Source organism: Pseudomonas sp. P1.8 (assembly GCF_001269805.1).
GTDB lineage: Bacteria > Pseudomonadota > Gammaproteobacteria > Pseudomonadales > Pseudomonadaceae > Aquipseudomonas.
This window is the reverse complement of record NZ_LHVM01000004.1, coordinates 117,629-137,903: the sequence shown is the minus strand read 5'-3', so window position 1 is coordinate 137,903 and position 20,275 is coordinate 117,629. Positions and strand designations below refer to the sequence as shown.

General features: G+C 60.1%; 18 protein-coding genes. 8 read left to right on the top strand and 10 right to left on the bottom strand.

The window, feature by feature from the left end; all coding sequences use genetic code 11:
- Positions 1-19 precede the first annotated feature (19 nt).
- From miaA to AD668_RS01585, 5 genes are read right to left on the bottom strand one after another with little or no spacing between them, the layout of a single operon-like run.
- Positions 20-991, bottom strand: coding sequence for a tRNA (adenosine(37)-N6)-dimethylallyltransferase MiaA (gene miaA / locus AD668_RS01605; protein ID WP_053153684.1), 972 nt, complete (start codon positions 989-991; stop codon positions 20-22).
- Positions 991-2,901, bottom strand: a complete 1,911-nt coding sequence (gene mutL, locus AD668_RS01600; protein WP_053153681.1) for a DNA mismatch repair endonuclease MutL — start codon at positions 2,899-2,901, stop codon at positions 991-993. Before mutL ends, miaA begins: the two co-directional genes overlap by 1 nt.
- Positions 2,898-4,328 (bottom strand): N-acetylmuramoyl-L-alanine amidase, encoded by a 1,431-nt coding sequence (locus AD668_RS01595; RefSeq protein WP_053153678.1) that lies wholly within the window; start codon positions 4,326-4,328, stop codon positions 2,898-2,900. Before AD668_RS01595 ends, mutL begins: the two co-directional genes overlap by 4 nt.
- Entirely contained in the window at positions 4,329-4,799 is a 471-nt protein-coding gene (gene tsaE, locus AD668_RS01590; protein WP_053153675.1) for a tRNA (adenosine(37)-N6)-threonylcarbamoyltransferase complex ATPase subunit type 1 TsaE, read from the bottom strand.
- A complete protein-coding gene (locus AD668_RS01585) occupies positions 4,787-6,286 on the bottom strand; it encodes an NAD(P)H-hydrate dehydratase (protein WP_053153673.1) in 1,500 nt (499 codons plus the stop codon). The genes tsaE and AD668_RS01585 overlap by 13 nt, the downstream gene beginning before the upstream one ends.
- A gap of 63 nt (positions 6,287-6,349) precedes the next feature.
- On the opposite strand from AD668_RS01585, the gene queG reads away from it, so the two are divergent.
- Entirely contained in the window at positions 6,350-7,429 is a 1,080-nt protein-coding gene (queG, locus tag AD668_RS01580; RefSeq protein ID WP_053153670.1) for a tRNA epoxyqueuosine(34) reductase QueG, read from the top strand.
- Here the strand turns inward: queG and AD668_RS01575 are convergent.
- A complete protein-coding gene (locus tag AD668_RS01575) occupies positions 7,411-8,022 on the bottom strand; it encodes a trimeric intracellular cation channel family protein (RefSeq protein ID WP_053153668.1) in 612 nt (203 codons plus the stop codon). The two genes, queG and AD668_RS01575, sit on opposite strands and share 19 nt — an antisense overlap.
- A gap of 154 nt (positions 8,023-8,176) precedes the next feature.
- Complete coding sequence (orn, locus tag AD668_RS01570) at positions 8,177-8,719, bottom strand: oligoribonuclease (protein ID WP_053153665.1); 543 nt, start codon at positions 8,717-8,719, stop codon at positions 8,177-8,179.
- Between the two features lie 107 nt (positions 8,720-8,826).
- Between orn and rsgA the strand changes: the two genes are divergently transcribed.
- The 3 genes from rsgA (at position 8,827) to AD668_RS01555 (ending at position 11,645) form a co-directional block, all read left to right on the top strand.
- Complete coding sequence (rsgA, locus tag AD668_RS01565) at positions 8,827-9,858, top strand: small ribosomal subunit biogenesis GTPase RsgA (RefSeq protein WP_053153662.1); 1,032 nt, start codon at positions 8,827-8,829, stop codon at positions 9,856-9,858.
- A 336-nt stretch (positions 9,859-10,194) separates the two neighbouring features.
- Positions 10,195-11,154, top strand: coding sequence for a caspase family protein (locus AD668_RS01560; RefSeq protein WP_053153660.1), 960 nt, complete (start codon positions 10,195-10,197; stop codon positions 11,152-11,154).
- Positions 11,154-11,645 carry a toll/interleukin-1 receptor domain-containing protein gene (locus tag AD668_RS01555; RefSeq protein ID WP_053153658.1) on the top strand — a complete coding sequence of 164 codons (492 nt, stop codon included), beginning with the start codon at positions 11,154-11,156 and terminating at the stop codon, positions 11,643-11,645. Before AD668_RS01560 ends, AD668_RS01555 begins: the two co-directional genes overlap by 1 nt.
- Positions 11,646-11,849: 204 nt before the next feature.
- On the opposite strand, the gene motB is transcribed toward AD668_RS01555, so the two are convergent.
- Positions 11,850-12,896 (bottom strand): flagellar motor protein MotB, encoded by a 1,047-nt coding sequence (motB, locus tag AD668_RS01550; RefSeq protein ID WP_053153655.1) that lies wholly within the window; start codon positions 12,894-12,896, stop codon positions 11,850-11,852.
- A gap of 3 nt (positions 12,897-12,899) precedes the next feature.
- The gene (gene motA, locus AD668_RS01545; RefSeq protein WP_053153652.1) at positions 12,900-13,751 is read right to left on the bottom strand and encodes a flagellar motor stator protein MotA; all 852 of its coding nucleotides are present in this window, start codon (positions 13,749-13,751) and stop codon (positions 12,900-12,902) included.
- A 166-nt stretch (positions 13,752-13,917) separates the two neighbouring features.
- On the opposite strand from motA, the gene AD668_RS01540 reads away from it, so the two are divergent.
- From AD668_RS01540 to asd, 3 genes are read left to right on the top strand one after another with little or no spacing between them, the layout of a single operon-like run.
- Positions 13,918-15,456: an HDOD domain-containing protein gene (locus AD668_RS01540; protein ID WP_053153649.1), complete on the top strand. Its 1,539-nt coding sequence runs from the start codon at positions 13,918-13,920 to the stop codon at positions 15,454-15,456.
- A 41-nt stretch (positions 15,457-15,497) separates the two neighbouring features.
- The gene (gene rhdA / locus AD668_RS01535; protein ID WP_053153646.1) at positions 15,498-16,313 is read left to right on the top strand and encodes a thiosulfate sulfurtransferase; all 816 of its coding nucleotides are present in this window, start codon (positions 15,498-15,500) and stop codon (positions 16,311-16,313) included.
- 18 nt (positions 16,314-16,331) lie between these two features.
- Complete coding sequence (gene asd, locus AD668_RS01530) at positions 16,332-17,192, top strand: archaetidylserine decarboxylase (RefSeq protein ID WP_053153643.1); 861 nt, start codon at positions 16,332-16,334, stop codon at positions 17,190-17,192.
- Between the two features lie 95 nt (positions 17,193-17,287).
- On the opposite strand, the gene serB is transcribed toward asd, so the two are convergent.
- Entirely contained in the window at positions 17,288-18,502 is a 1,215-nt protein-coding gene (gene serB, locus AD668_RS01525) for a phosphoserine phosphatase SerB (protein WP_034148725.1), read from the bottom strand.
- A 135-nt stretch (positions 18,503-18,637) separates the two neighbouring features.
- Here serB and AD668_RS01520 point away from each other — a divergent pair, with 135 nt between their 5' ends.
- Entirely contained in the window at positions 18,638-20,167 is a 1,530-nt protein-coding gene (locus AD668_RS01520) for an AhpA/YtjB family protein (protein ID WP_053153640.1), read from the top strand.
- Positions 20,168-20,275: the final 108 nt, after the last annotated feature.

Genomic DNA, 20,275 nt, shown 5'->3' with positions numbered 1-20,275 from the left:
AGACGGCAATTGCAAGGACTCAGCTCAATATGGAGATGGTCCCCAAGTATTTCAAGGCGCGTGGCAGATTGTCGCAATCCAGACTGTCCAGCCAATGTAAATCAGCCCAACTGCGCAACCAGGTGAACTGGCGCTTCGCCAACTGGCGCGTGGCAATGATTCCACGCTCCTGCATCTCGGCTGACGTCAGCTTGCCATCCAGGTAATCCCAGACTTGTCGGTAGCCTACCGCACGTATAGACGGCAACCCGGCATGCAGGTCACTTCGCTTACGCAGGGCTACGACCTCGTCAATGAATCCCTGTTCCAACATTAAAGTGAATCTTTGTTTAATTCGCTCATGAAGTACCTGCCGATTTGCCGGAGCAATGGCCAAGTTCGCGACAGTATAGGGCAATTGTTGCCGTCCCGAAGCGGCTGCTTCAGTACTTTGCGCAGATTGTCTCAAACGCAGGTCGGTCATGCTTTGACCGCTGACACGATAAACTTCCAGCGCTCGACTGAGACGCTGAGGATCGTTCGGATGAATTCGCGCGGCGGACACCGGATCGATCAACGCCAACTGGTCGTGCAAGGCTTGCCAGCCAAGGCGCGTGGCCTCTTCTTCGATTTGCGCACGGACTTCGGGGTCGGCCGCGGGCATTTCTGCCAAGCCTTCGACCAACGCCTTGTAGTAGAGCATCGTGCCGCCTACAAGCAGCGGGATTTTTCCGCGCGCGGTGATCTCGGCCATGGCCTGGAGGGCGTCACGACGAAAATCCGCAGCCGAATAGCTCTCTGCCGGGTCGAGAATATCGATCAGTCGATGCGGATATTGCGCCAACAACTCTTTGGAAGGCTTGGCTGTACCGATGTCCATGCCACGATAAACCAGTGCCGAATCGACACTGATCAACTCGCAAGGCAGGACTTTAGTGAGCTCGATGGCCAGGTCGGTCTTGCCGGCGGCGGTCGGGCCCATCAGGAAAATCGCAGGTGGGAGCTGGCTCATCAACGACCGCGCAAGAACAGTTTGTCCAGATCGTCCAGGCCCAATTGGGTCCAGGTCGGTCGGCCATGGTTGCATTGACCGCTGCGCTCGGTATTTTCCATGTCTCGCAGCAGACCGTTCATTTCCGGCAAGGCCAGGCGCCGATTCGCACGAACCGCGCCATGGCAGGCCATGGTCCCGAGCAGTTCGTTGATGTGCGCCTGAATACGATCACTGGTGCCGTACTCCATCAGGTCAGCCAACACGTCAGCGACCAGCCGGTTGGCTTCAGCCTGCTTGAGTAGCGCCGGAATCTGCCGGATGGCCAGGGTTTCCGGCCCAAGGCGTTGCAATTCAAAGCCCAGGCGCTGGAACCAGGCAACGTGCTCCTCGGCGCAATCGGCTTCGCGCTGACTGACCGCCAGGGACTCCGGCACCAGCAAAGGCTGGCCGCTCAGACCTTCGCTGGCCATGGCGACCTTCAGGCGTTCGTACATGATCCGCTCGTGGGCGGCGTGCATGTCTACCAACACCAGACCCTGGGCGTTTTCCGAAAGAATGTAGATGCCCTTGAGCTGGGCCAGTGCGTAACCCAGCGGCGGAATGTCGTCTTGCCCTGCGGGCAACGCTACCGCATTCGCTTCAGGCAACGGCGCAAAAAACTCGCGATACGCCGCTTGCGCTTCAGCCGCCGGGACAGCCGACTGCGGACGCGGAGTGTACTGATACTGATAGCCCGCACCAGCACCCGAACCTGCGGGCGGATTGAATGCAGGCTGAGCCTGGGGCTGCTCCAGCAGCGCATTGGCTGCCAGGCGCATTTCGCCCTGGGGTCCGAACTCGCCGGCCTCAAGGCCAGTCGGCCGGACAATGGCCGTCGCAACCGGAGCCGCCTGATGATCATCCGGCCGCACATCGCCCAAGGCACGGTGCAAAGTGCCATACAGGAAGTCGTGAACCATGCGCCCCTCACGGAAGCGCACTTCGTGCTTGGTCGGGTGCACGTTGACGTCCACGCCCGTCGGATCGACCTCGAAAAACAACACGAAGGTCGGATGCCGGCCATTGAACAGCACATCGCGATAAGCCTGGCGCACCGCGTGGGCCACCAGCTTGTCACGCACGGCACGGCCATTGACGAAGAAGTACTGCAAATCTGCCTGACTGCGGTTGAACGTCGGCAAACCGACCCAACCCCAGAGGTGCAAGCCGTTGCGCTCGATTTCGATCGGCAGCGCTTGCTCCAGGAAGCCAGGGCCACAGATTGCCGCCACACGCCGGGCGCGGGCCGCATCATCATGGGCTTCATGCAGGCTGAGAATGGTCTTGCCGTTGTGGCGCAAGTGAAACGCTACGTCGAATCGCGCCAAGGCCAGGCGCCTGATCACTTCTTGCAGGTGATCGAATTCGGTTTTTTCGGTCTTGAGAAATTTGCGCCGCGCCGGCGTGTTGAAGAACAGGTCGCGCACTTCCACCGAGGTACCGACCGGATGGGCCGCAGGCTGCACACGGGGCGCCATGTCGCGCCCCTCGGTTTCCACCTGCCAGGCCTGATCGGCGTCGCGAGTGCGTGAGGTCAGTGTCAGACGCGCAACGGAACTGATCGACGCCAGCGCCTCGCCACGAAAACCCAGGCTCATGACCTGCTCAAGGTCTTCCAGGTTGCGAATTTTGCTGGTGGCGTGCCGCGCCAGGGCCAGCGGAAGGTCATCAGCCGAAATGCCACTGCCATCGTCGCGCACCCGCAGCAGCTTGACGCCGCCCTGCTCCACATCCACATCGATGCGCCTGGCGCCGGAGTCGAGGCTGTTTTCCAACAGCTCCTTGATCACCGAAGCCGGGCGTTCTACCACCTCACCCGCGGCAATCTGGTTCGCCAGTCGCGGACTGAGCAGTTCGATGCGAGCGCTGTTGTTCACCACCTGATTCATTCTTTGGCCGCCAGGTCGGTGCCTGGAATGGTCAGGTGCTGACCCACCTTGAGCTCATCACTCGACAGATTGTTAGCGCTGCGCAGGACAGCCGGTGATATCTGGTAACGCACGGCGATCATCGCCAATGTTTCGCCCGGATTTACGCGATGGTCACGGGGACCTTGGGCAATTTTTCCCGAATCACGCAGCCAGGCAATGTAAGTGCCCGGTGGCGGGTTCTGCTGGAAGAACTGGCGCACGCCGCTGCTGATGGAACGTGCCAGCGCCTGCTGGTGGTTCGATGCTGCAAGCTTGGACGCTTCGTTGGCATTGGAGATAAACCCGGTTTCCACCAGGATCGACGGAATATCCGGCGACTTCAACACCATGAACCCGGCTTGTTCAACGCGCTGCTTGTGCAATGGCGTGACACGGCCGATGTTGCTCAAGACTTTTTGACCGACGTTCAGACTGGAGGTCAGGGACGCCGTCATCGACAAATCGAGCAATACGCCCGCGAGCATGCGGTCTTTGTCATCGAGGCTGACGTTGCCGGCGCCACCGATCAAGTCGGAACGGTTTTCACTGTCGGCCAGCCAACGGGCGGTCTCTGAAGTCGCGCCACGATCCGACAGGGCGAACACCGAGGCACCGAACGCGGCGGCCGAAGGTGCGGCATCGGCGTGAATCGAGACGAACAGGTCGGCACCCTTCTTGCGGGCGATTTCAGTACGGCCACGCAAGGGAATGAAGTAGTCGCCAGTCCGAGTCAGCTCGGCGCGGAAGCCTTTCATGCCGTTGACCTGACGCTGCGTTTCACGAGCGATCTGCAACACCACGTCTTTTTCGCGCTGACCGCGGGAGCCGGAAGCGCCCGGGTCTTCACCGCCGTGACCGGCATCGATCACCACAACGATGTCGCGCTTGCCTGCCGGTGCTGGCGGCAACTTGATAGCAGGCTCCGTTGGCGTAACCGGCACAGCCGGCACTGTAGCGACTGACGGTGTCGGCGCAGGAGACGGCGCAGCATCAGCCGGGTTGTCGAACAGGTCGACCACCAATCGGTTGCCATACTGGGCGTTTGGCGCCAGGGAGAAGCTTTTCGGCGTGACCGCTTTTTTCAGGTCAATAACCACACGCAGGTCAGTCGGCGTGCGTTGGGCCGAGCGCATAGCGGTGATTGGGGTGTTCGAGGTGTTGACGTTCAGCGGCGCGCCAAGGGTCGCACCATTGATATCGATCACCAGGCGATCCGGTGCCGTCAGGGTAAAGACGCTGTGCTGCACCGGTCCGGTCAGGTCAAACACCAGTCGTGTGTTGTCCGGCGCCCGCCACAAGCGAACGCTGTTGACCTTCGAGTCGGCCACAGCGTCGACGGTCACCGCCAAAAACAACATACCTACGGCAGCCACCAACGCGCGAAAGCGCATACCTAACCCCATCATCTAATTGGATTCCAATGCCAAAGCGGCACACCAGGTTTCGCCACGCGAGCCCTGGGACAAAATTTTCAGCGAACGCCCACTGTCTTGCGGGCTAATGGTAATGGTCAGGTCGGGCTTTGGCAAAAAGCCTGCACCTTTATCGGGCCACTCGATCAAGCACAAGGCATCATCCTCGAAGTAGTCGCGAATGCCGAGAAACTCCAACTCTTCCGGATCGACCAGTCGATACAGATCGAAATGAAAAGCGCGAATGCCGCCGATCTCGTAAGGCTCCACCAAGGTAAAGGTCGGACTCTTTACCGCCCCGACATGCCCCAAACCGCGAATGATGCCCCGCGACAGCGTGGTTTTCCCCATTCCCAGGTTGCCTTCCAGGAAGATCAGGCCGTGGCCTTCGGTGATACGGGCAATACGTGCGCCAAAGTCGCTCATGGCCTCTTCATCGGCCAGGTACAGGGTTACTTCAGACACGGTGCTTGCTCCTCCAACAACTGACGAATGGCTGGAATCAGATCACTGGCCGCCAGCCCGCGGCCCGATTTACCTTGTTGCTCTCCCGCATTGGCGTGCAACCAGACTGCCAGGCAAGCAGCGTCGAACGCCTCCATGCCTTGAGCCAGTAGCGCGCCGACCAGACCGGCCAGCACATCGCCCAAACCCGCAGTGGCCATGGCCGGGTGCCCCTGATGACATAGCGCCAGCCGCCCGTCCGGATGGGCGATCAGGCTGCCAGCCCCCTTCAAGATCACTACCGCTGTGTATTTTTTGCTCAGCGTACGGGCCGCCGCCGGACGGTCGGCTTGCAGCTCAGCCGTGCTGATCCCGAGTAACCGTGCAGCTTCGCCCGGATGCGGGGTTATCACACAGTCCCTGGGCAGGCTGACGTGCTCGTCGGCCAGCAGGTTCAACGCATCAGCGTCCCAGACTTGCGGCAACGATGCACTGGCTGCCGCCGACAGCAAGCTACGCCCCCAGGCAGCCTGCCCGAGGCCAGGGCCAACCACCAGCACAGAAATTTTTTCAAGCAGCCCCACCAGTTGATTGGCTGAAGATGCGCCCACCACCATGGCCTCGGGAATTCTTCCAAGGGCCGCTGACACATGCTCCGGGCGAGTGGCCAGCGAGACCATGCCCGCACCACTGCGCAGCGCACTTTGCGCACTCAGCAAAATCGCGCCGCCGAAACCTCGATCACCGCCAATCAGCAGCACATGGCCGAACTTGCCTTTATGGGAAGCAGGTAATCGGGGGGGCAGGCGTGGCAAATTGCTGGTCGTCAGCCGCAGCGCACTGCTCGGTGCGTCCAGCAACAGCTGAGGATCGGCGTGCAAGTTGTTGAATATCAGCTCACCCACGACATCCGCCGCATCGCCGGTGAACAACCCCAGTTTCAAGCCGATGAACGTAACCGTCAGATCGGCCCGCACTGCACAACCGAGGATACGGCCGGTATCGGCGCATAGCCCCGAAGGAATATCCACCGCCGCCACCGGCTGCTCGCTGGCATTGATCGAGGCGATGGCTGAAGCATACGGATCGCGGACATCGCCAGTCAGACCCGTGCCAAGCAGTGCATCCAGCACGATGCCACGCAATTCGGACTGTGCCGTCCAGGACTCGATGGTGACTTTTTCCGACACTGCCTCGGCATGGGCCAATGCCGCATCGCCCTGCAATCGCCGCGGTTCCCCAACCGCCAAGACCCGAACCGACCACCCGGCGCGCAGGGCCATTGCCGCCACCAGATAACCATCCCCGGCGTTGTTGCCATGGCCCGCGAGCACGCTGAGCTCATTCGCTGACGGCCACTGCCGAACCAGCGCGCGCCACGTCGCCCGCGCCGCGCGCTGCATCAATTCGAATCCCGGCGTGCCGGCCGCGATCAGGCTCGAATCGAGCCCTCGTACCTGCGCGGCGCTGTACAGCGCGTCGGGTAATTCATCTTTAGTGTGCGGCATGCGTCTTCGAGCTCCGATGTCTGGCAGAATTATACGCACCTCAGCTCCGGTTTCTCTCGCCTCATGCCCGCAATTACCCCAGACCTGCCCGCCCTCGCCCAATCCATCAAGGATTGGGGCCGTGAGCTGGGTTTCCAGCAAGTCGGCATCAGCGGCCTCGACCTGGCCGAACATGAGCAGCACCTGGAGCGCTGGCTCGCCGCCGGCTACCACGGCGAGATGGACTACATGGGCGCCCACGGCAGCAAACGCTCGCATCCGCAAGAGCTGGTGCCGGGCACGTTGCGCGTGGTGTCGCTGCGCATGGACTACCTGGCCGGCGACTCCCAAATGGCGAAAGTATTAGCCCAACCGGAAAAGGCCTACGTCTCCCGTTATGCCCTGGGTCGTGACTATCACAAGCTAATCCGTAAGCGCGTGCAACAATTGGCAGAAAAAATTCAGGGGCAGATCGGTCCGTTTGGCTATCGCGCCTTCGTCGACAGTGCTCCGGTGCTGGAAAAGGCTATCGCCGAACAGGCCGGCCTTGGCTGGATCGGCAAAAACACCCTGGTCTTGAATCGCAAGGCCGGCAGCTATTTTTTCCTCGCCGAACTGTTCGTCGACTTACCGCTGCCGGTTGACCCGCCCCATGCCACCGAACACTGTGGCCGTTGCAGCGCGTGCCTCGACATCTGCCCGACCAACGCCTTCGTCGCCCCCTACGTGCTGGACGCCCGGCGTTGTATTTCCTACCTGACCATTGAATTGAAAGGTGCCATTCCCGAAGATCTGCGGCCGCTGATCGGCAACCGAGTGTTTGGTTGCGATGACTGCCAGATCGTCTGTCCGTGGAACCGTTTTGCACGTCCGACCGGCGAAAGTGACTTCAAGCCGCGACACAACCTGGACAACGCCCAACTCGCCGACCTGTTCATGTGGGATGAAGAAAAATTCCTGAGCAGCACCGAAGGCTCGCCACTACGCCGGACCGGTTATGAGAACTGGCTGCGCAACCTGGCAGTGGGATTGGGTAACGCGCCTTCAACGATTCCGGTTATCGAGGCGTTGAAGGCACGGCAGGATCATCCGTCGGACCTGGTACGCGAACACGTCGAATGGGCATTGCGCCAACATGCCGAACGTCAGGCTTCGTCGTTGTAAACGAACTTGGGCATTTCCCAGTGGAAGCGGATCGCCAGCAAGCGCAGCAGAAAGCCGCCGAACAGTGTGATCAGAATCGCCTGTTCGCCCGGCAAGTTCAGGTAAAGACAGAGCATGTAGCACCACGCCGCCGCGAACGAGACGCTGGCGTAGAGCTCTCGCCGGAAGATCAGCGGGATATCGTTGCAGAAAATGTCCCGCAGGATGCCGCCGAACACGCCTGTGATCACACCGCTGACCGATGCGACCAACATGCCATGTCCCATTTCCAGAGCGGTCATGCAGCCGATCAGGGTGAATGCCACCAGACCAACGGCATCAAGCACCAGAAACAGTGAGCGCAGATGACGCATCCAGCGGGCAGTGAACACGGTGAACATCGCTGCAATGCTTGTCAGGACCAGATACTCAGGGTGTTTGACCCAGGTCAGCGGATAGTGGCCGAGCAGGACATCGCGCACCGAACCGCCACCCAGTGCCGTGACGCAAGCAATCAGCACCACGCCAAACCAGTCCATGCCACGACGCCCGGCAGACAGGGCACCGGTCATGGCTTCGGCAGTGATTGCGATCAGGTAGAGCATCAGCAACATGGGAAGCGGTCCTTGCAGAAAAGGCGCGCAGTCTACTCACTTCACCCAAGCACCAAAAGAGGGCGACATCATTTGTAGGAGCCGGCTTGCTGGCGATGGCGTCCTCAATTGTGCCATCGCCAGCAAGTCGGCTCCTACAGATCGGATTCCAGGCTTAGAACTTGATGAAGTGCTTGCGGTAATGCTGCAACTCGGCGATAGACTCGCGGATATCGTCCAGCGCCAGATGGGTACTGCCTTTCTTGAAGCTGTCACGCACGTCCGGCGCCCAGCGTGCAGCCAGCTCTTTGAGCGTGGACACGTCGAGGTTGCGGTAGTGGAAGTAGCTTTCCAGGGATTTCATGTGGGTATAAAGGAAGCGACGGTCCTGGCAGATGCTGTTGCCGCAGATCGGCGACTTGCCCTTGGGCACCCACTTCTCCAGAAAGGCGATGGTTTCGGCTTCTGCTTCGGCCATGCTGATGCGACTGTCACGCACGCGCTGGGTCAGGCCCGAGTTGCCGTGGGTGCGGGTGTTCCACTCGTCCATGGTGGCGAGTACTTCATCGCTGTGGTGAATGGCAATCACCGGGCCTTCGGCCAATGTGTTCAGCTCACTGTCGGTGACGATGGTGGCCATTTCGATGATGACGTCGGTGTCCGGGTTCAGACCGGTCATTTCCAGGTCGATCCAGATCAGGTTCTGCGAATTTTGCATGTGTCGGCTCCTAGGCAATGCTGCGCAGTTTAGCCTAGGCCGGTGGCCGGGCGTGCTAAACTCGCGGCCGCTTTACCTAATCGCTGCATTCTTTATACGGAACACCCATGGCCAAACGCCAACTCAATCGTCGTCAAAACTGGCGCATCGAAAAGATTCAGGGCGAACGCGCTGCCCGCGCCGCCAAACGCGAATCCTCAGCTGTCGAGGCGCTTGAGGGCGGCGACCTGGGCCCGGAACAGCACGGCCTGGTGATCGCGCACTTCGGGGTGCAGGTCGAAGTCGAGGCCCGCGATGGCGACTTGGCTGGCCAGGTATTCCGCTGCCACTTGCGCGCCAACCTCCCGGCGCTGGTGACCGGTGACCAGGTCGTCTGGCGCGCTGGCAACCAGGGCATCGGCGTAATCGTGGCGCAACTGCCGCGCAACACCGAGCTGTGTCGCCCGGACAGCCGTGGTCAGCTCAAGCCGGTGGCGGCCAACGTCGACATGATCGTCATCGTCTTCGCGCCACTGCCCGAGCCTCACGCCAACCTGATCGACCGCTACCTTGTCGCAGCCGAGCACGCGGGCATCAAGCCGCTGTTGCTGCTGAACAAATTCGACCTGATCGACGAAATTAACGCCCCGGCACTGAATGCCTTGCTCGCGGTTTACCGCACCCTCGGTTACCCGGTGCTCGAAGTGTCGGCTCACCACGGCAACGGCATGGAGCAGTTGCAGAAGCAACTGGACGGGCGCATCAGTGTGTTCGTCGGCCAGTCCGGCGTCGGCAAGTCGTCGCTGGTCAACAGCCTGCTGCCGGAAGTGGAAACCCGTGTCGGTCCGTTGTCCGAGCTGTCCGGCCAGGGCACTCACACCACGACGACCGCACGCCTGTTCCACTTCCCCGGTGGCGGTGAGTTGATCGACTCCCCGGGTATCCGCGAATTCGGCCTGGGCCACGTCAGCCGCGCCGATGTCGAGGCCGGTTTCATCGAATTCAACGACCTGCTCGGCACCTGCCGCTTCCGCGACTGCAAGCACGACCGCGAACCCGGTTGCGCCCTGCTCAAGGCCCTGGAAGATGGCCGTGTGCAGCAACAACGGATGAACAGCTACCGCTCGATCATCGCCAGCCTGCCGGAAAACGGCTACTAAACAGCTGCACCCACCGCCCGGAACCCAACCGGGCAGTGGGTCGGCGGTTCTACTGCAACCACCCCTTCGACTTGAACGTCAGACCTTTCTGTAGGCACCTGCACATGTAGTTGTAGGGCATTTCTGTTTAAGCCCCGATCCCTTGTGGCTGCCGTCAAATTGCCTAAGTTCAAACCCTCTTCGCACTGCTGCGACATCGAGGGACACTCATGCAAACCTACCATTTGTTGATCAGCCATTCGTGCACCTGCCCCCACTCCCAGTGCAACCTCGTGCGCTTGCTTGACGCGCAATCAGACCTCACTTACGGGGATTTCTGCATGCGGCGGCCTGTTCATGCGTAAGGGTCTGTTTATCGGCATCAATGACTACACCCATGTATCGCACCTGAGCGGTTGCAGCAACGACGCCATGGCCATGGCTTGCGTATTGAAGACCGACGCCAATGGCGATCCAAACTTCAAGAACATCGTGCTGACTTCTGCCGAGGATTACCTGAGTCGGGGAAAACTCGAAGACCAGATCCGCGAACTATTTTCCGGCGAATGCAATGTCGCGCTCCTCTACTTCGCCGGTCACGGCAGCTTCGATAACGAAAACGACGAAGGCATGCTGATCCCACAGGATTACAAGTCTTCCAGGGACGGAATTCGCCTGAGCGACATTCTCAATTGGGCAAGTAAAGCCACCAAAATCAAAAACAAAGTGATCATTCTCGACTGCTGCCAGAGTGGCTCGGCTGGTGAGCTGCGCGCTTTGCGTAGTGAGGACAGCGTGGTGGGCGAAGGCATGACGATTCTCACGGCCTGCAAAAAGGACGAACCGGCCATGGAGGGCACGCACCACGGCGTGTTTACCGGGTTACTGCTTCAGGCCTTGCACGGCGGTGCGGCGAATATTCTGGGCAAGATCACCCCAGGCAGCCTCTATTCCTTCGTCGACAATGCCCTCGATGCCTGGGAGCAGCGCCCGGTGTTCAAAACCAACGTCTCGCAGTTCATTTCCTTGCGCGAAGTGTCGCCGCTGATCGCCAAGGAAATCCTGCGAAAACTTCCCGAATGGTTTGCCGAAGCGGAGTCGGTGTACCCCCTCTCCCCCAGCTTTGAGCCCACCGAACCCGAGTTCAACCCGGAACAGGGCGAGGTCTTCGCACAACTGCAAAAGTGCAACCGCCACAGCCTGGTCGAACCGGTGGACGCCGAACACATGTACTACGCCGCCATCCACTCCACCGGCTGCCGTCTCACCGCGCTCGGTGCCTATTACCGCGAACTCGCCATCAAGGGACATTTCTGATGCCAGTGTTTATCAGCTACCGCCACATGGACCGCGCCCATGCGGTCAACATCAACACGCGCCTCATTCAGGCCAACATCAAGACCTACCTCGACGTACTGGATGCCGAATCCCAGACCACCGACGACATCACCGGAGTGATTACCCGCAACATCAACGAATGCACGCACCTGCTGGCAGTGGTGTCGGAGCAAACCGCACGGTCCTGGTGGGTGCCGTTCGAAATCGGCGAAGCGACCATCACCAACCGGCGCATCTGCTCGTTCAAGACCGGTCCGGCAGAACTTCCGCTGTACCTGGAAAAGTGGCCGAAGTTGACCTGCGACAAAGATATTGAGTTCTTTATTGATGCTTATCGCAACGAATCAACGCTCAAGCGCTCGATGTCGCTGGAGTCGGTGACCGGTAGCGAGTCGGTGCGTAGCGTCAACAAATCCAATGCGGATCGCTTTCATGCCGACCTCAAGTCGCGAATCATCCGCGGGTTCTGACGTCACCCCAACCCTTCGGGTTTCTTGCGCCCAACATCTGTAGGAGCCGGCTTGCTGGCGATGGATTCAGATACGCCGGGGGCATCCAGACCGCACGCGTTATCGTTGACGACCATCGCCAGCAAGCCGGCGCCTACGGGGGGCGTGCCCCTAACCTAGAAAGCCGCATAAAAAAACCGACATCGCTGTCGGCTTTTTTGTCGGTCACTGCTTCGGCGGCTCTGCCGTTTGGACGGGATCACCCGGCTTTGGCGCCGGGTCGTCGAACAGGTTAAGACGCTCACGTACTTCGTGAGCCGGCAACGGTTCCTTGTCCGCCGGCAGCGCGTTCGGGTCGACCGGCGTGGCCGGCGCTGCGCCTGGTGCAGCAGAACCTTGCGGCGTCCCGGATGCCGGCTCCGCCCCTTGCGAACCTTCGATTGCACGTTGGGCTTTCTTGGTCAGCACCACGATGTCGATTCGACGGTTGACCGGGTTGAACGGATTCTCGCGATCAAACAACGCCGACGATGCATAACCAACCACGCGCGCCACCTGCGAGTCCGGATAGCTGCCCGCAACCAATGCACGGCGAGCCGCGTTGGCACGGTTGGCCGAGAGCTCCCAGTTACCGAAATCACCGGTGCCGGTGTAAGGCTTGGCATCGGTATGACCGCTGATGCTGATCTTGTTCGGCACCGCTTTGATGGTGTCGGCCATGGCCAGCAGGATGTCTTCGAAGTACGGTTTCAAGCGGGCAGAGCCTGAGTCGAACATCGGACGGTTTTCCGCATCCATGATCTGGATACGCAAGCCGTCCTGGGTGATCTCGAACAGGATCTGATCTTTGAATTTCTGCAGCTGCGGATTCTCTTCGACCTTGTTCTGCAACTCTTGCAGCAGCAATTCGAGGCGTTCCTTCTCGACCATTTCGGCCATACCTTCGACCTGCTCGGCGTCGACTGTCACCTTGTCCGGCTGCGGCTGGGACTTCACCTCGGGGTTGAGGGTGTTTTCCGGCGCCAGGGTCGGCGTGCCGCCCAGATCGATGATGTACGGCGTGCCGCTTTCGGAAAAGCCGATCGGGTCCTTGAAGTAACCGGCGATGGCGATCTTCTGTTCCGGCGTGGCGGTAGAGAGCAGCCATAACACCAGGAAGAACGCCATCATCGCCGTCGCGAAGTCGGCGAAGGCGATTTTCCACGCACCCCCGTGATGCCCGCCGGCGTAGCGCTTGACGCGCTTGATGATTATCGGCTGATTGTTTTCCATGACTTAACGACCGCGAACCGCTTGTTCAAGCTCGGCGAAGCTAGGGCGGTGCGCCGGGTACAGAACCTTGCGCCCGAACTCCACGGCCAGCGATGGCGGCATGCCGGAAGCCGAAGCCACCAGCGAAGCCTTGATAGCTTCGTAGACGTTGAGTTCTTCTTTGGCATCGTGGGCCAGGGAATGGGCCAGCGGGCCGAAGAAACCGTAGGCGGCCAGAATACCGAAGAAGGTACCGACCAGTGCCGCGCCGACGTGCAGGCCGATGGACTTCTGATCGCCTTCACCCAGTGAAGCCATGGTCACCACGATTCCCAATACCGCCGCGACGATACCAAAACCGGGCATGGCGTCGGCGATGCCGTTCACCGCGTGGGACGGATGCTCCAGGTCTTCCTTGAGGCTGTACAACTCCATGTCGAACAGGCCTTCCAGCTCATGGGGCGCCATGTTGCCGGAGGACATGATGCGCAGGTAATCGCAAATGAACGCGGTCATGCGCTCGTCCTTGAGGACCGTTGGGTACTTGGCAAAGATCGGGCTCGCGGCGGCATCTTCGATGTCCCCCTCGATGGCCATCATGCCTTCGCGGCGGCTTTTGTTGAGGATCTCGTAGATCAGGCCCAGCACTTCAAGATAGAAGGCGTGGTTGAAACGCGAACTGAACATGCTCAGGGATTTCTTGAGCACGTGCATCGTCATGTAGCCGGGGTTGGCTTGCAGAAATGCGCCGAGGGCCGCACCGCCGATAATCATCACCTCGAAAGGCTGGATCAGGGCGGCAATCTTGCCGTGGGAGAGCACGTATCCGCCGAGCACGCTCGCGAATACGACGATGATGCCGATTATTTTAGCCATAGGTAGGAGAGTACTTACTGAGTCGGGTTCAAGGTCATATTCGGAAGTTAAAAAATCTCTTCTTCTACTTATCGGCAAAACTGCGCCAGACTATAGCCAGTTCAGGCGAAAAGCCAATTTGACCCACTCCGGGCTTAGGGAATGTTGACGATGATCGCCTTCAATCATGGCTAATGAAACGAACGTTCCAGCACCAAAACCGACCACACTCGAAGGCTGGGTCAAGCTTCTGGATGGCGTGCGCCTTCCGGTTCCACAGGCGAGCCACGACCGAGTTCGCAAGGCCATCAACGATGATCGCCGCTCGCTGCGCGATATCGCCGACTTGATACAGGACAGCCCGGCCCTGGCCCTGAGCGTGATTCGCGAAGCCAACCGGCACACCCATGGCGGCATGACCGAACCTGCGGAAAACCTTGAGGTCGCTATCAACCGCCTCGGTTTGAAGCGCACCGAAGAACTGCTCAGACGCCTGCCCACCCAGTCGCAGTCCGATATTCCGAGGGCCTTGCGTCAACTGCAGATGATCAGCCAGCACGCCACGCAACAGGCCAACGGCTTTTTTGCCAGTCGCCTGGCGCGACTGTGGCAGGACATCCATTGGGGCAGCCTGCTGTTTCTTTCACCGCTATGGCCGTTGGCGCTGACACATCCGAAATTGCTCGAAGACTGGGAGCTGCGGGTCATCCACAAAGGCGAGTCGGCGTCCAGCGTCGAGAAGCAACTGTTTGGCATGCGTCTGCTGGAAATCGGCCAGGCGCTGGTTGAAGTCTGGCGCCTGCCAATCTGGGTCCAGCAAGGCTATCGGCTGTTGCTGACCGAGCAGCGGGAACTCGTGAAAGTCTTGCGCATCGCCCGCGACAGCGAGCACCCACTGCGCCAGCAAAACCGCCTCGATGACGATCCGACCCTGCGTCGCTGGCTCAATCAGCCGGCCAACACTGTGTTGCTGGCCAATGGCCTGGCGCTGTCGGCGCAACACGCCTGGGACAGTCCGCACAGTGAGCGTTGGCAATACCTGACCAGCCTTTACCTGCAAATGCCGATCGACGAAGTCCAGCAGCAGTTGCATCAACAGGCTGCCAACAGCGCCCGTCATCACGCGATGCCCGATCTCTGGCACCCCGCCGAATCGCTGATCTGGCCGTGGGACACTCACCGTGTTCACGCCGGTTTACTGCCGGCGGCGGCACCCAGCGTCGAAAACCTGGCGAAGTGGCGCAAACAATGCGCCGAGCTGCTGGTCGAGCCCAGTCGTTTCACCAATGCCATGCATTTGACCATCGCTGCACGGGACGCGCTGGAGGCATGCGGCATGCGTCGGGGGATGATTTTGATGGCCGACCGCACCCACGCCAATTTGCGCGTGCACCAGACAGTAGGACTGCCCAAAGAAGCAGCCGGGCTGAATTTTGTGGTCAGCCAAAGCACCGTGTTGCAGCGTCTGCTCGCGCAACAGGCCCAGGTGCGCCTGACACCGGTCAACAATGCGCAATTCTCATCCTTGCTGCCCAACAGCCTGCGCGCACAATTTAGCGGTGAACATTTGTTGCTGCGCTCGTTAATCAATAATGGCCGGGTGATCATGATCATCGTGGCGGACCAGGGCGGTGGGCCGTTTTCGGAAACCACGGTCCAGGCCTTCGGCAAAACCGCGCAATGCATCGAAAAAGCACTGCACAGCTTTAGCCACCGTGGCCAATAAGCTGCGTTACAATCCCCCCTTTTGTGCTCTGGAGACCTCACATGTCTGACTTCTCTGGCTTGCCGCTGGTGATCGAACCGAGCGACTTGCTCGCCCGCCTCGACGCCCGCGAACTGATTCTGGTCGACCTGACCAGCAGCGCCCGCTACACCGCAGGGCATATTCCCGGCGCGCGCTTCGTCGACCCCAAGCGCACGCAACTCGGCCAGCCACCTGCGCCGGGCCTGATGCCAGCGCACGCGGCACTCGAAACCCTGTTTGGTGAGTTGGGGCACAATCGCGATGCGGTCTACGTTGTTTATGACGACGAAGGCGGCGGTTGGGCCGGGCGTTTTATCTGGCTCCTGGACGTCATTGGCCACAGCAAATACCACTACCTCGACGGCGGACTGCCCGCCTGGCTGGCTGAAGGGTCGCCAATGTCGATCCAGGTCCCGGCCCCCGTTGGCGGTCCGGTTGCGTTGACCCTGCACGACGAACCCACGGCCACCCGCGAATACCTGCAAAGCCGTCTCGGCGCCGCCGACCTGGCAATCTGGGATGCACGCGGGCCGCTGGAGTACTCCGGAGAGAAAGTCCTGGCGGCCAAGGGCGGGCACATACCTGGCGCGGTCAATTTCGAATGGACCGCCGGCATGGATCAGTCGCGTCAGCTGCGCATCCGCACGGACATGCCGCAGATTCTCGAACAGCTCGGCATTACACCTGACAAAGAAGTGATTACCCACTGCCAGACTCACCACCGTTCTGGCTTCACCTATCTGGTGGCCAAGGCTCTCGGTTATCCGCGGGTCAAGGGCTACGCCGGCTCTTGGGGCGAATGGGGCAACCATCCCGATACCCCTGTAGAAGTTTAAGATTTTTAAGGACCGTTAATGAACAAGCGTCTGTTTATCCTCAGCCAGTACCTGCTGCCCCATAACCTGCTCTCGCGACTGGCTGGCTGCATCGCCGAATGCCGCGTGCGCTGGTTCAAAAATGCCTTTACCGCATGGTTTGCCAAGCGCTATGAGGTGGATATGTCCCAGGCACTGGTCGAAGACCTGACCGCCTACGAGCACTTCAATGCGTTTTTCACCCGTGCCTTGAAAGACGGCGCGCGTCCACTGGACGAAACGCCGGGCGCAATCCTTAGCCCGGCCGATGGTGCCATCAGCCAACTGGGCCCGATCGAACACGGTCGCGTGTTCCAGGCCAAAGGCCACAGCTTCAGCGTGCTGGAACTGCTGGGGGGCGACACCGCCAATGCTGCGCCGTTCATGGGCGGCGATTTCGCGACTATTTACCTGTCGCCGAAGGACTACCACCGCGTGCACATGCCCCTGGCCGGCACTCTGCGCGAAATGGTCTATATCCCGGGCCGTCTGTTCTCGGTCAACCAGACCACGGCTGAAAACGTCCCGGAACTGTTTGCCCGCAATGAGCGAGTGGCGTGCATTTTCGATACCGAGCGCGGGCCGATGGCCGTGGTGCTGGTGGGTGCGATGATCGTTGCCTCGATCGAAACCGTCTGGGCCGGCCTGGTGACGCCGCCGAAGCGCGAGCTGAAAACCTTCCGCTACGACGAAGCTGCACGTGCGCCGATCCACCTGGAAAAAGGTGCGGAGCTGGGTCGCTTCAAATTGGGTTCGACCGCTGTCGTGCTATTCGGGCCGGATCAAGTGAAGTGGGCTGAAGAAATGACCGCCGGGACTGCGGTGCAGATGGGCCAGGGCATGGGTTCGCCAAAAGCATAAACCCATGCGCTAAACCTGTAGGAGCCGGCTTGCTGGCGATGGGGCCCTTGAGGACGCCATCGCCAGCAAGCCGGCTCCTACAGTGGATTTACGGGTTACAGCTGCCCGTCGCGGTCGCGAAAGCCCAGCAGATACAACACACCATCCAGACCCAGAGTCGAAATGGCTTGCTTGGCCGACTGCTTGACCAGCGGTTTGGCACGGAACGCCACGCCCAACCCGGCAATCGCCAGCATCGGCAAATCGTTCGCACCGTCGCCGACCGCAATGGTCTGCTCCAGACGCAACCCTTCCTTGTGTGCCAGCTCTTTCAGCAAATCAGCTTTACGCTGCGCATCGACAATCGGCTCTATCGCCACACCGGTGACTTTGCCATCGACCACTTCCAGTTCATTGGCGAACACATAGTCGATCCCCAGCTTGGCCTGCAATTGCTTGGCGAAGTAGGTAAAACCGCCCGACAAAATGGCGGTCTTGTAACCCAGGCGCTTGAGTTCAGCGAACAGAGTTTCAGCGCCTTCAGTCAGACGCAGCGATGCGCCGATGGAATCCAGCACGCCGACATCCAGCCCCTTGAGCAAAGCCAGACGCTCTTTGAAGCTGGCACGGAAATCCAGTTCGCCCGCCATCGCCCGCTCGGTAATTTCCGACACCTTGTCGCCGACACCCGCCGCTTTGGCCAGCTCATCGATGACTTCAGCTTCGATCAGGGTCGAGTCCATATCGAACACCGCCAGACGACGGTTGCGACGAAACAGCGAATCTTCCTGGAAGGCGATGTCGACGTTCAATTCCTGGGCGACGCTGAGGAATTCGGCCCGCAACGCTTGCGGATCTGCCGCCTCGCCACGCACGGAAAACTCGATGCAACCCTTGCCCTTGTCGGCCGGAGTGTCTAGCGGCATGCGTCCGGACAGGCGATCAATATGGTCGATATTCAGACCATATTTGGCAGTGATCGAACTGACAGCCTGCAATTGACCGGCCGTTACCTTGCGGGTCAACAGGGTCACAATGTGGCGCTTCTTGCCTTGATTGCCGACCCACTGCTGGTAATCCTCTTCGGACACCGGCGTGAAACGAACCTGTTGATCGAGTTCATAGCCCTTGAACAGGATGTCCTTGAGCACGGACTTGCCTTGTTCGGTGTCGGGAATTTCGACCAGGATGCCGAACGACAAGGTGTCGTGGATCACCGCCTGGCCAATGTCGAGAATGTTCACACCACCCTGGGCCAGAACACCGGTAATGGCCGCAGTCAGACCCGGACGGTCGACTCCCGTGATGTTTATCAGGACGATTTCGCGCAAGGCGCACCCCCGCAGGTGGAAAAAAACCGCATTCTACCCACTTTCAGTGACCATCGGGCACCGTGAGCGCTTTGACGGCCTAGGGCCTGTCGCTATACTGCGCGTCAACTTCACGGACAAAAGAGCCGAGCTCAAGTGAACCGGCCCACGCCAGTAAAAACCGATAACTTCTTTCTGCTGATCTTCCGGGCACTGCGCCACCGCCGTGTACCGATTGCATTGCGCATCGCCAGCCATAACGTGATCCTGGTCGCTCTGGCCCTGGTCATCTACGCCGGTGTGATGGGTTTGCAGTTCAAGCAGGCCATGCACGAGCAGGCGGATGCGCTGGGCGAAAGCCTGACCACGCAGACGGCCACCTCGGCCACCGAGCTATTGGTGTCCAACGACATCCTCAGTCTCAACGTGCTGCTCAACAACCTGACCAAGAACAAGCTGGTGGCCCACGCGGCCATCTACAGCATGGATAACCGCATCCTCGCCGAAGCCGGTCAGCGCCCTAAACACGGCCTGTTGGGCGAAGCCGAGGGCATCTACCAAAGCAAGATCACCTTTCAGGACGTGACTGCCGGGCAATTGCGCATCAGCCTGGACATGGATCAGTTCCAGCAGCCGATGACCATCAGCCTGCAAAGCATGGGCATTCTGAGTGCGATCCTGCTGGCCTTGTCACTGGCCTTGAGCCTGCGCATGGGCCGCTACCTCTCCACGCCACTGCTCCAACTGCGGGTGTGGCTGCGCAATATCGACGAACACACCCCGGCCACCGAGCGTAATGACGAGATCGGCGACCTGGCGCGCCAGCTTCACGCGAGTTTCGCGCCGGAACCCGCCGAGCCGGAGCCCGTGCCCGAGCCTGACCCCGAGCTCGACGACAGCGATGACGACGATGCCGAACCGGGTTTCGAAGTACGCAACCTGCGCGATCCAAGTTTCGATGAAAGCCGCCCGATGGCCGCGATGAAGGCTGCTCCACGGCGCGTTGTCAGCACCGTCGAAGACGATGAAGACGACGATGCCTTTGCCGACTTGCTCGATGACTCGACGGACAGCGCAGCCAAACCTGTCGCCAAACCTACGGTGTCCAACGTGCCGCAGCACAGCGCCGTACTGGCCGTACAACTGGGTTCCCAGGAACAACTTCGACGTTTGCCGCGTGCCCGACTCGAAGAGCTGCTCAAGCGTTATCGTGACTGCCTGGACCAGGCGGCTTCTTTGTATCAGGGCGAAGTGCAGACCTTGAACGATGGCAGCACCTTGATGCTGTTCCACACTGAAGACTGCGGCGACGACTATCTGACCAACGCGATCTGCTGCGGTGAGCTGCTGAGAGCGCTGGGCCATCAATTGCAAATCGAGGTCGCCGACAGCGGGATCACCCTGCAATTGCAACTGGGCCTGACCCTCGGTGAGGAACTGTGCGGTTTGAGCCAGATTGACTTGCTGCTGACCGACCCCGCCCAGGACGCACTGGCCCTGTCGCAGCACAGCCGCAACCTGTTGTTGGTTGAGCGCAAGATCAGTGACGATGCGCTGATTCGCCAGCGTGCACGGATCCGGCCGATTGCCAGCCCTGAAGGCGCATGTTGTGTGGAGCGGTTGATGGAGCCGTATCCGTCGATGCTTGAACGGCAACTGGCGCGAATGCATGACCGTCGAGCTTAAGCGGTAGGCGCTGCCGAAGGCAGCGATTGAGCCCTTAAACATTGAAGCCCGCAGATGAGCGATCACCTGCGGGCTTTTTAATGCCGATTCCGGCCTCATCGCGAGCAA

Excerpts from the sequence above, each read along its gene's own strand:
- miaA (WP_053153684.1), bottom strand. The coding sequence starts at position 991 with ATGAGCCAGCTCCCACCTGCGATTTTCCTGATGGGCCCGACCGCCGCC.
- mutL (WP_053153681.1), bottom strand. The coding sequence starts at position 2,901 with ATGAATCAGGTGGTGAACAACAGCGCTCGCATCGAACTGCTCAGTCCG.
- AD668_RS01595 (WP_053153678.1), bottom strand. The coding sequence starts at position 4,328 with ATGATGGGGTTAGGTATGCGCTTTCGCGCGTTGGTGGCTGCCGTAGGT.
- AD668_RS01585 (WP_053153673.1), bottom strand. The coding sequence starts at position 6,286 with ATGCCGCACACTAAAGATGAATTACCCGACGCGCTGTACAGCGCCGCG.
- queG (WP_053153670.1), top strand. The coding sequence starts at position 6,350 with ATGCCCGCAATTACCCCAGACCTGCCCGCCCTCGCCCAATCCATCAAG.
- AD668_RS01575 (WP_053153668.1), bottom strand. The coding sequence starts at position 8,022 with ATGTTGCTGATGCTCTACCTGATCGCAATCACTGCCGAAGCCATGACC.
- orn (WP_053153665.1), bottom strand. The coding sequence starts at position 8,719 with ATGCAAAATTCGCAGAACCTGATCTGGATCGACCTGGAAATGACCGGT.
- rsgA (WP_053153662.1), top strand. The coding sequence starts at position 8,827 with ATGGCCAAACGCCAACTCAATCGTCGTCAAAACTGGCGCATCGAAAAG.
- AD668_RS01560 (WP_053153660.1), top strand. The coding sequence starts at position 10,195 with ATGCGTAAGGGTCTGTTTATCGGCATCAATGACTACACCCATGTATCG.
- AD668_RS01555 (WP_053153658.1), top strand. The coding sequence starts at position 11,154 with ATGCCAGTGTTTATCAGCTACCGCCACATGGACCGCGCCCATGCGGTC.
- motB (WP_053153655.1), bottom strand. The coding sequence starts at position 12,896 with ATGGAAAACAATCAGCCGATAATCATCAAGCGCGTCAAGCGCTACGCC.
- motA (WP_053153652.1), bottom strand. The coding sequence starts at position 13,751 with ATGGCTAAAATAATCGGCATCATCGTCGTATTCGCGAGCGTGCTCGGC.
- AD668_RS01540 (WP_053153649.1), top strand. The coding sequence starts at position 13,918 with ATGGCTAATGAAACGAACGTTCCAGCACCAAAACCGACCACACTCGAA.
- rhdA (WP_053153646.1), top strand. The coding sequence starts at position 15,498 with ATGTCTGACTTCTCTGGCTTGCCGCTGGTGATCGAACCGAGCGACTTG.
- asd (WP_053153643.1), top strand. The coding sequence starts at position 16,332 with ATGAACAAGCGTCTGTTTATCCTCAGCCAGTACCTGCTGCCCCATAAC.